Below are 9745 nucleotides of genomic sequence, written 5' to 3'. Positions count from 1 at the left end.
CCATCTGCCCGCCGGGCTGCCCCTGCCGCCGGCCGCCGGCAAGCGCCGCATCGGCCTCGCGGTGCCGTGGGCCGACGCCACGCCGTCCCCTCCCATGACCCTCGCCGCCGCGCGCCCATCCGCGCCGCCGGCCTGGCACCTCGCCATCGACGCGGTGCTGGCGCTGGCCGCCGAATACGGCGTCGTCCCGCAGGTGTTCGGCGGCCTGCTGTGGCAAAGCCTGACCGGCCTCGCCTACCTCTCCACGACCTCGGACCTCGACCTGCTCTGGCCGGCCACCGTGACGCACAGCCTCCTCGACGGCCTCGCCGCGATCGAGGCGGGCGCCCCGATGCGCCTCGACGGCGAAGTCGTCCTGCCGGACGGCGCCGGGGTGAACTGGCGCGAACTCCGCGACGCCCCGCCCGGCGGATCGGTGCTGGCCAAGGGGCTCGATCGGGTGGCGCTGGTTCCTGCAAGCTTGGACCGGTGAGGCCGAAGGATCGAGCCTTCAGCCGATCCCGTCCACCATCCTCATCCTGAGGTGCCGCAGCGAAGCGGAGGCCTCGAAGGAGGCTTCCAGCTTGCGAGCGATTCCCGGAGGGCTCCTTCGAGGCCCACTGGCGCGGGCGCCTCAGGATGAGGGAGTGGGATGGAGGAGCCCCGCATGCCCTATGGCTTCGAGCCTCAGCCGGCCAGCTCGCCCGCCCGCCGTTTGGCCGCCGCGACGGCCTCCCGCATCAGGGGGCCAAGCGCGTCGTCGCGCATCAACACGTCGAGGGCGGCGGCGGTGGTGCCGCCCGGCGAGGTGACGTTGCGACGCAATTCCGATGCGGGTAGGTCGCTCGCGTCGAGGAGGGCGCCGGCGCCGGAGATCGTGGCCCGGGCAAGCCGCGCAGCGACCTGCGGATCGAGCCCGGCGGCGATCCCGGCCTCGGTCATCGCCTCGACCATCAGGAAGACGTAGGCCGGACCCGAGCCCGACAGGGCGGTGACCGCATCGATCTCGGCTTCCGAGCCGACCCATTCCACGAGCCCGTTGGCGCCGAGCAGAGCCGCGACGGCGGCACGCTGGCCCGCGGTCACCGCCGCGTTCGCGACGGCGCCGGTGGCCCCGCGGCCGATGCTGGCGGGCAGGTTCGGCATTGCGCGCACGATCGCCCGGGCGCTCGGCAGGCGGCCTTCGATGTCGGCCACGGTCTTGCCGGCCAGGATCGACAGGACGACGGTGCCCGGGCCGATCATCCGGTCGAGGCCGGGCGCGGCGTCAGCGAACCCTTGCGGCTTGATCGCGAGGACGAGGACGGCGGCGGGCGCGACCGTGGCCGGGTTGAGGGCGAGGCCGCGGGCGGTGCAGAGCGCGCGCAGCGCATCGGACGGATCGGCCTCGACGATCGTCGTGCGCTTCGGGTCGAGGCCGGCCGCGAGCCAGCCTTCGAGCATCGCCCCGCCCATCTTGCCCGCCCCGACGAGGGTGAGGGAGGCGGGCAGGGCGCCCGCCGCGGGAGGAGCGGCCATGGCGGGCCTCAGGCCTCGCCCTCGGTCTCGAACAGGACCGCGTCCAGCGCCTCGCGGGCGGACTTGCCGGCCCAGAGCACGAACTGGAAGGCCTGGTAGTAGCGCTCGCACGCCTCCACCGCCGACTTCAGCAGCATCGCGCATTGCGGATGCGTCGGCACCGAGCCGCCGGCGAGCAGGAGCGAATGGCGGAACATCACCACGTCGTCGCTCGACCACAGGTCGAAATGCCCGATCCAGAGCTGCTCGTTGATCAGCGCGATCAGGCGCTGCACCTCGGTGCGGCGGCGATCCGGCACCTTGAGGTCGAAGGCGCAGGCGACGTGCAGGGCCTCGACGTCCTCGATCCAGGTGAACGCGACCTGGTATTCGGTCCAGCGCCCGGCCACCACGACGGACATCTCGTCCGTCTCGGCGCGATCGAAGATCCAGTCGCGGAGCGCGGCAAGACGCTCCACGACATCGAGCGGGTGCTCGATCCGATCGTAGCCTTCGATGTCGACGTGAAGCTGTGGCATGACGATCCGAGATGACGCCGCGTATTCCGGCGCCGCGGCATGGTGAACGATAAATAACCAAAGTTCGGAACCATGTCACGACACGAAATCACTTGTCCCGATGGGACGGAATATCGCGCGATGACGACTTGGCGGCTCCCGGTCTTCGGCGGGCTAAGGCGAATCAGTACGTCACCGACTATAAACCGGCGCGGACTCGCGACACAAAGCGCTTCGCCCGGCCGGTGAACAGGAAATGGATCGTTCGCGCGCGCTTCCTGTGTACAAGCCCGCCGCCCCGCCGAGACCGATTCGCGCCGGTCGCCCGCGCGTCGGATCAGATCGCCTCGCTCGCTCCGGCGGTGGACGCAGCGGCCGCGGCCGGCGCCGCATCGGCCTCGAGCGCCGCGACCCGCGCGGTCAGCGCCTCGTTCTGCGCGCGCAGGGTGGCGACCATGTCGCGCAGCACGTCGAGCTCCTCGCGGGAGGCGATGTCCATGTCGCGGATCAGCCGCTCGGCCTGGGCGCGGATCACGGTCTCGGCCTCGCGGCGCACCCCCTGCGCGGCGCCCGCGGCATCCGTCATCAGGCGGGCGAAGTCGTCGAACAGGCGGTTGGAGGGGGGCATGTGGTCTCCGAAAGCTCGCAGCCGCAACCCGGCCTGCGCCTCGACATAGGAATCCGCGGAGTCCGGGGCAATCCGCCGGCGCGCAGCGGCGCGGGCGGCCACAAAAGAAAACGGGGCCCCGAAGGACCCCGTCGCCGACCGATCAGGGTCGGTCAGATCACATGCGGCGCATCATGTGGCGGCGCATCATGCGGTGCTCCATGTGCCGGCGCATCATGCGACGCTCCATCCGGCGATGCATCATGCGACGCTCCATGCGGTGCATCTGGACATGCTCGATCGCGTCGGGGGCGGTCACACCCATCGGGGCGCCCGGGGCGGCGGAGGCGGGGGCGGTGATGGCGGCGGCGCCGAGCGAGGCCAGAACGGCAACGGCGAAGGTCAGTTTCCTCACGGAGATAATCCTGTTTCTTGTCGTCGGGCCGCGGCACCCATGTCATCTCCCGGGTCCGGGAGATGAGAGAAGGACGTCGCGCCGGTGAAGCGCGGCGGGTCTCCGCTTCGACCCGCCGCTGGTAACTCGCAACTTACAGATTCGTTTCCTCGAAAGCCTTCACCCACTCCGCGCAAATTCCGGAGCGGACGATGTCGTCGCGGGTGAACTCGACCACGGGGATCGGCATCATCCGGCTCTTGATCAGGTGGATGACGGTGCGCAGGCCCGAGGTCTCGCGCAGGTCGGTCTGCGAGACGTCGCCGTTGATGATCACCTGGCAGGCGTCGCCGATGCGGGTGAGGAACATCTTGATCTCGGCGGTGGTCGTGTTCTGCGCCTCGTCGAGGATCACCAGGCAGTCCTTGAAGGTGCGCCCGCGCATCACCTCGAACGGCACGATCTCGATGTCGCCGGCCTTCAGGGCGATCTCGAAGGCGGCGGCGCCCATCCGTTCCTTCATCGCCTCGGTGAGGGGAGCGACCCAGGGCGCGATCTTCTCCTCCAGCGTGCCGGGAAAGAAGCCAAGCGAACGGCCGCCGGGAACGTTCGGGCGGGTGATGATCACCTTGGCGATCCGGCGCTGGCGCAGCAGGTCGGCGGCGCGTGTGCCGGCGATGTAGGTCTTGCCGGTGCCGGCCGGGCCGAGCACGATGACCTGCGGGTTCAGGGCGAGCGCGTCGAGGTATTCCGCCTGCCGGTCGGTCAGCGGCTGGATCGGGCCTAGGTTTCGTTCCTCGTCGAAGCGGGTCCTGTGCAGCCGGACCGTGCGGTCTTCCACCAGCTCGAGTCGTGCGCGCCGTCTTTTCATCGATCAACACTCCGCGTGGGATTTGCCAACCAAAAGAACTTGCTAACCAGAAACCGCTCTTCGCTCTAACCTTCGTATCGTGGGCTTATCTCTCCTCTCGGAAGCAATGACGCTGCCTCGAGCCGGTTCCGGCCCTCGACACGAAGCTTGTGGACAAGACGAGCCGCTTCGCGGCCCGCCTGGTCGTTGCCGGAGCATGCAACGCGCGCACCATAGAGTCGGGCGATGCGACGGCCGCATGACGGGGCCCGGCAGGTGTTGCTGAAATGGCTCGGACGACGGCGGATGGTGCGCCGGGACGGTCGGGGGATGGGGCCGTGTCCGGTCCGCCCAAGGTCGTGTCCTACGCCCGACGTCACGCTCGTCCGCGAGCGGCCTCAGGCCGGCTGCAGGAAGCTGTCGAGCACCATCTTGCGACCGGCCTTGTCGAAGTCAACGGTGAGCTTGTTGCCGTCGACGGCGGCCACGTCGCCGGGGCCGAACTTGGTGTGCAGAACCCGCATCCCGGCCTCGAAGGCCGAGGGCGTGCCGGTGGATTTGGCGATCAGCTCGCCCTCGATCTGGCGCGGGCCGCCGCGCCCGCCGCCGGGCGAGGCGCCGAAGCCGCGGGCGGTGGTGTGCGCCGCGCCCTTGCCGAAGTTGTTCTGCTGCCCGGTATTGGCCTGCGCCCGCTGCCAGCCCGGCGTGCCGTAGCTCGAGCCGAAGGGCTGCGGATTGCGGTCGAAGCGCGAGGCGCCGGCGGAGAAGTGAGCCGGCGCCTCGATCACGTCGACCGCCGATTCCGGCAGCTCGTCGATGAAGCGCGACGGGATGGTCGAGGACCACAGGCCGTGGATGCGGCGGTTGACGGCAAAGGACAGCTTCGCGCGCTTGCGGGCCCGCGTCAGCCCGACATGGGCGAGGCGACGCTCCTCCTCGAGGCCCGCGCGGCCGCTCTCGTCGAGGGCGCGCTGGTTCGGGAAGAGGCCATCCTCCCAGCCGGGCAGGAACACCGTGTCGAATTCCAGCCCCTTGGCCGCGTGCAGGGTCATCAGCGAGACGCGCTCGGCGCCCTCGGCCTCCGAGGCCTCCATCACCAGCGAGACGTGCTCGAGGAAGGCGCCCATGTCGGGGAACTCCTCCATCGAGCGGACGAACTCCTTGAGGTTCTCCAGCCGCCCGGCCGCGTCGGCCGACTTCTCCTTCTGCCACATCTCGGTGTAGCCGGATTCCTCGAGGATGGTCTGCGCCACCTCGGAATGCGGGTTACTCTCGACGAGCCGCGCCCACCGCGAGAAGCTCTCGGTGAGCGCGCGCAGCGTCGAGCGCACGCGGGGCTTGAGCTCGTCGGTCTCGCAGAGCTTTCGCGCGGCGTGGAGCAGCGGGACCTGCTCAGCGCGGGCGTAGAGGTGGAGCTGCTGCAGCGTCGCGTCGCCCAGGCCGCGCTTGGGGGTGTTGACGATCCGCTCGAAGGCGAGGTCGTCGGACGGGTTGTTGGTCGCGCGCAGGTAGGCCAGCGCGTCGCGGATCTCGGCGCGCTCGTAGAAGCGCGGGCCGCCGATCACCCGGTAGGGCAGGCCGAGCTGGACGAAGCGGTCCTCGATCTCGCGCATCTGCGCCGAGATCCGCACCAGCACCGCGATCTCGGAGAGCGGGTGCTGCTTGGCCTGGAGCGCCTCGATCGACTCCGCCAGGAGCCGCGCCTCTTCTTCCGAATCCCACGCGCCCGACACGGTGACGGGCTCGCCGAGCTCGTCCTCCGTGCGCAGGGTCTTGCCGAGCCGGCCCTGGTTCTTGGCGATCAGGCCCGAGGCGGCGGCCAGGATGTGGCCCGTCGAGCGGTAGTTGCGCTCCAGGCGGACCACCACGGCACCGGGAAAATCGTGCTCGAAGCGCAGGATGTTGTCGACCTCGGCCCCGCGCCAGCCGTAGATCGACTGGTCGTCGTCGCCGACGCAGGCGATGTTCTTGCGCACCTGCCCGAGCAGCCTGAGCCAGAGGTACTGGGCGACGTTGGTGTCCTGGTACTCGTCGACGAGGATGTAGCGGAACCGGTCCTGGTAGTTGGCCAGCACGTCCGGATTCTCGCGCCACAGCTTGAGGCAGAGCAGCAGCAGGTCGCCGAAATCGACCGCGTTGAGCGTGACGAGCCGGGCCTGGTAGGCGGTGTAGAGGTCGCCGCCCTTGCCGAAGGCGAAGGCCTGCGCCTCGCCGGCCGGGATCTGGTCCGGGCCGAGGCCGCGGTTCTTCCAGCCGTCGATGACGTGGCCGAGCGCGCGTGCCGGCCAGCGCTTCTCGTCGATGTTCTGGTCCTTCAGCACCTGCTTCATCAGGCGCAGCTGGTCGTCGGTGCCGAGGATCGTGAAGTCGGATTTCAAGCCCACCAACTCGGCGTGGCGGCGCAGGATCTTGGTGCCGATGGCGTGGAAGGTGCCGAGCCAGGGCATGCCCTCGCCGGCCGGCCCGATCAGCGTGCCGATGCGGTGCTTCATCTCCCGCGCGGCCTTGTTGGTGAAGGTCACCGACAGGATGTCGAACGGCCGCGCCCGGCCGGTCGTGATCAGGTGGGCGATGCGGGTCGTCAGCACCCGCGTCTTGCCGGTGCCGGCGCCGGCCAGCACGAGGACGGGGCCCTCCGTCGCCTCGACGGCGCGGCGCTGCTCGTCGTTCAGGCCGTCGAGATAGGAGGACGCGCTCGGGCGCAAGGCCCCCATGGCGCGGGCGGCGATGGAGCTGGAGCCACGCTCCGCGTCGGAAGGCGGCGTCGCATGCGAAGAGTTCGGCATGGGCAATCCCTGGACCAAAACGCGAACGGCGTCGAGACCCGGACGCCGAGGCCTCGACGCTGAGGCGCGATCGCCGAGGCCCGGAGCCCGAGGCCCGGACGCAATGTCGCCGCCCCGCGCGGCCGCCGGGCGGGAACTTGAAGCAGGCCGGCCGCTTGCTCACATCATCGACAGACATCCCCCACACAGGAGCGCCCGATGCGCATCGTGCCGATCGCCATCATCGCCGCCCTCGCCGCCACGCCCGCCCTCGCGCAGGTCCGGCAGGGCAACCCCGACGCCGCCAACGAGTCCTTCGCCCGCCAGGGCGAGTCCCGGGCGCTGCAGCAGAACCTCACCTCGCAGAACAACACCACGCGCATGGAGATCCAGCGCAGCCAGCAGATGCAGGCGCCCCAACCCACCCCGGGCGTGATCGTCGCTCCCCGGCGCTGAGCCGAGCCCGCGGGCGTTGAACCGAGGCCGCGGGCGCCCTGGCGCCTGCGGTCCCGCGCCGTGCTATGCCCGCCGTGAACCCGCCGGGTGGCGCGGGGTGCATGCGGAACGATCACGGTGCGTGACCTCCTGACCGCGCTCGCGGGCGCCGTCATCCTGATCCTCGTCGCGGCGCTCGCGGTGCCGCCCTTCATCGACTGGCCGACCCATCGCGCCTTCGTCGACGCGACCGTGAGCCGGTCCCTCGGCCTGCCGGTGCGCAGCGAGGGCCGCATCGACGTGCGGCTGCTGCCCTCGCCGCGCCTGCGCCTCGACCGCCTTCATCTCGGCGACGAGCCGGGACGGCCCGCCCTCGATCTGCGCTTCGTCAAGGCCGAGCTCGGCCTGAGCCCGCTGCTGGCGGGCGCGTTCCGCTTCACCGAGACCCGGATCGGCCGCGCCGAGGTCAAGCTGCCGGTGACCGAGGGCGACGCCCTCGTGGTGCCGGCCGGCCTCGGCGAGGCCCTGCGCGGCCGCGACGGCGCGGCCCTCGTCGCGGTCGAGTGGGGGCCGCCGGGCGGCCTCGTCGTGCTGCACTGGTACCGCACCCTCGTCGCCGAGCCGACCGCGCAGATCACGACGCTCCTCGTCGCGCCCGACGACCGCCGGCGCGGGCTCGGGCGCCTGCTGCTCAAGGCGGCGGCGCAGGCCGCGCGCACCGCCGGATGCGACGGGCTGGAGATGGTGCTGCCGCCGGACCGGCCGGACCTCGAAGCCTTCTGCGCCGCCACCGGCTTCGTCGCGGCCGGCACCCGCCTGACGCGGCCCCTGCGCAAGCGAAGCGCCGAGCGCTGAGATCGATGCCGCGTGTCGCGGTCAGTGCAACGTCGCGCCGGGGTCCGGGTCGATCTCGACCGCCTCGGCGAAGGGGAATTCCAGCACGATCTCGCCCGCGGCATCGGTGACGACGAGGTCGGCCGTCATCAGCCGGGCCTGGTCCCGCGCCTCACGCGCTTGGCCGGCGCGCAGCGCCGCCAGGATGGTGTCGCGGGCGGCCTCCCAGGCGGCGTCAGCATCGGGCAGGTCGGCGCCGTCCGGATCCGTCACCCAGTCGTCGCCGATCCGTGTGTTGAAGAAGTAGCGCGGCACGGTACAGGCTCCTGCAGCATCGGGCTTCACGCACGCGAAGCGGGATCGGAGCAAGACATGGTGAAGCCCAGCCGCGCCGCAACGCCGGACGAGGCCGGCCGGCCCGCGAGGCCGTCTCTGCGGGCGGCGCGGCGGGCTTTTCTGACAGCGGCCCTCGGCCTCGCCTCGCTCGCGGGCGCCCAGGCGCAGCCGGCGGACCTCTCCGACGCGCGGGCGATGGCGCTGGTGCGCGGGCACCGCACGCAGGGCTTCGTCACCGTCGGCCAGAGCCTCGCCTATGCCGAGCGGGCCCGGCCAGACAGCTTTCGACTGGCGCCCGCCCGGGTCGAGCGGCGCGCGGGCGAGCCGTTCACCCGCGTCCGCATCTGCTACTGGCTCCGCCCTGCCGGGCGCCCGGCCGAGCCGGATTGCGGGATCGACTACCTCGTCACCGACGGGCCGCCCCATGTCGAGGTCGCCGAAGCCTTCGGCGGCCTCGGCCGCGAGCTGGAAGCCGGCCGCGAGCGCTTCGTGCGCGCCCTCGACCGGGAGCTCGATCTCCGGCGCGATCCGGCCGCCAAGGCGCTCGGGGATGCGCTCGCGCCCTACGATCCCTACGACCGCCGATAGGGCGGAGGCTGCGGCTGAGCTTGCCGATGGGGGTTCGGATCGCACGGCGTCGAACGTCTTCGAATGGGGCGTGGCCAGCGCCGCGCGGCTCCCTCTGGGGGAAGGGACTCCCGCTTCGACCCGGCCCCTTGGAGGGATCTGCGACGCCGGTCGCTAATGAGGCGCGAGGGCTTTGCGGCCCGGGCGTGCGACCGGCCCAGCGGCGTCCGGCCGCGCTGCCGCGTGGGCCCTGCCCCCCCTATCTCCCGGGGGTCGCCAAGAGGACCATCCCGTGCCCGACGAGACGCTGACCGTCTACTACGACGGAGCCTGCCCGCTCTGCCGGGCGGAGATCGGGCATTATCGCCGCTGCCGCGGGGCCGAGCGCATCGCCTTCGTCGACGTGGCGCCGGACGGCGCTCCCCTCGGGCCGGACCTCGACCGTGCGGCGGCCCGCGCCCGCTTCCATGTCCGCGACGCCGACGGCCGGCTCCGGTCGGGGGCGGCGGGCTTCGCCCGACTGTGGAGTGCGCTGCCGCGCTGGCGTTGGCTCGCGCGGATCGCGCGGCTCCCGGTCGTGCTGCCGCTCGCCGAGATCGCCTATCGCGCGTTCCTGCCGCTCCGCCCCCGCATCGCCCGCTGGCTCGTCCGCAACCGTTGAGAACCTGCCGGCGTGCTTGATCCGGCGCGTCGCGGCCGAGAAGGTAGGGCATGGCTCGCAAGCGCATCCACCTGACGACCGATATCCTGGCCGACGCCCTGCACCGGCTCGGGATCGCGGCGGCCGCGATCGACCGCGAGGCCCTGCGCGTCCGGATGGGCCTGCCCGAGCAGGACGGCTTCGTCGAGGATTCCGCCGTCGCCGCGGCGCTCCGCGACGGGACGGCGCGCCAGGCCTTCTCGCAGACCGGCGTCGCGGCGCTGAAGCTCGCCCTGCCGGCGCTCCGGGCCGAGCCGGGGCGG

Annotated in this window: 12 protein-coding genes and 2 pseudogenes; 7 read left to right on the top strand and 7 right to left on the bottom strand. The window is 71.7% G+C overall.

The genetic code is table 11. From position 1 onward, the window contains the following. The coding region (gene mdcG / locus FV230_RS18715; RefSeq protein ID WP_147843470.1) for a malonate decarboxylase holo-[acyl-carrier-protein] synthase at positions 1-472 on the top strand (472 nt) is incomplete at its 5' end. 194 nt (positions 473-666) lie between these two features. Here the strand turns inward: mdcG and proC are convergent. The 6 genes from proC to FV230_RS18685 all read right to left on the bottom strand — a co-directional run bounded on the left by proC (position 667) and on the right by FV230_RS18685 (position 6631). Beyond that, positions 667-1497, bottom strand: a complete 831-nt coding sequence (proC, locus tag FV230_RS18710; protein WP_147843469.1) for a pyrroline-5-carboxylate reductase — start codon at positions 1495-1497, stop codon at positions 667-669. A gap of 8 nt (positions 1498-1505) precedes the next feature. Continuing rightward, positions 1506-2015 carry a YbjN domain-containing protein gene (locus tag FV230_RS18705; RefSeq protein WP_147726522.1) on the bottom strand — a complete coding sequence of 170 codons (510 nt, stop codon included), beginning with the start codon at positions 2013-2015 and terminating at the stop codon, positions 1506-1508. Between the two features lie 316 nt (positions 2016-2331). After that, on the bottom strand, positions 2332-2622 hold the full coding sequence (locus FV230_RS18700; protein ID WP_147726524.1) for an accessory factor UbiK family protein: 291 nt from the start codon (positions 2620-2622) through the stop codon (positions 2332-2334). A 157-nt stretch (positions 2623-2779) separates the two neighbouring features. Further along, positions 2780-3016, bottom strand: coding sequence for a hypothetical protein (locus FV230_RS18695; protein WP_147726526.1), 237 nt, complete (start codon positions 3014-3016; stop codon positions 2780-2782). Positions 3017-3149: 133 nt separating this feature from the next. After that, complete coding sequence (locus FV230_RS18690; RefSeq protein WP_147726528.1) at positions 3150-3866, bottom strand: PhoH family protein; 717 nt, start codon at positions 3864-3866, stop codon at positions 3150-3152. 377 nt (positions 3867-4243) lie between these two features. After that, on the bottom strand, positions 4244-6631 hold the full coding sequence (locus FV230_RS18685; RefSeq protein ID WP_147843468.1) for a UvrD-helicase domain-containing protein: 2388 nt from the start codon (positions 6629-6631) through the stop codon (positions 4244-4246). A gap of 198 nt (positions 6632-6829) precedes the next feature. Between FV230_RS18685 and FV230_RS18680 the strand changes: the two genes are divergently transcribed. From FV230_RS18680 to FV230_RS30855, 3 genes and pseudogenes are all read left to right on the top strand, one after another. Continuing rightward, positions 6830-7066 carry a hypothetical protein gene (locus FV230_RS18680; protein WP_147843467.1) on the top strand — a complete coding sequence of 79 codons (237 nt, stop codon included), beginning with the start codon at positions 6830-6832 and terminating at the stop codon, positions 7064-7066. Between the two features lie 117 nt (positions 7067-7183). Beyond that, positions 7184-7585 (top strand): annotated as a pseudogene (locus FV230_RS30860) (AsmA family protein); the annotation flags it as partial. A gap of 48 nt (positions 7586-7633) precedes the next feature. Next, complete coding sequence (locus FV230_RS30855) at positions 7634-7900, top strand: GNAT family N-acetyltransferase (protein WP_246694915.1); 267 nt, start codon at positions 7634-7636, stop codon at positions 7898-7900. Between the two features lie 21 nt (positions 7901-7921). On the opposite strand, the gene FV230_RS18670 is transcribed toward FV230_RS30855, so the two are convergent. After that, on the bottom strand, positions 7922-8194 hold the full coding sequence (locus FV230_RS18670) for a hypothetical protein (protein WP_147843465.1): 273 nt from the start codon (positions 8192-8194) through the stop codon (positions 7922-7924). Between the two features lie 57 nt (positions 8195-8251). On the opposite strand from FV230_RS18670, the gene FV230_RS18665 reads away from it, so the two are divergent. From FV230_RS18665 to FV230_RS18655, 3 genes and pseudogenes are all read left to right on the top strand, one after another. Next, on the top strand, positions 8252-8803 hold the full coding sequence (locus tag FV230_RS18665; protein ID WP_243939006.1) for a hypothetical protein: 552 nt from the start codon (positions 8252-8254) through the stop codon (positions 8801-8803). A 271-nt stretch (positions 8804-9074) separates the two neighbouring features. Continuing rightward, the gene (locus tag FV230_RS18660) at positions 9075-9443 is read left to right on the top strand and encodes a DUF393 domain-containing protein (protein WP_147843464.1); all 369 of its coding nucleotides are present in this window, start codon (positions 9075-9077) and stop codon (positions 9441-9443) included. A gap of 50 nt (positions 9444-9493) precedes the next feature. Then, a pseudogene (locus tag FV230_RS18655) lies at positions 9494-9745 on the top strand (helicase); the annotation flags it as partial.

The sequence above is a fragment of the Methylobacterium sp. WL6 genome, assembly GCF_008040095.1.
Taxonomy (GTDB): Bacteria; Pseudomonadota; Alphaproteobacteria; order Rhizobiales; family Beijerinckiaceae; genus Methylobacterium.
This window is presented reverse-complemented; position numbering and strand designations above follow the sequence as displayed.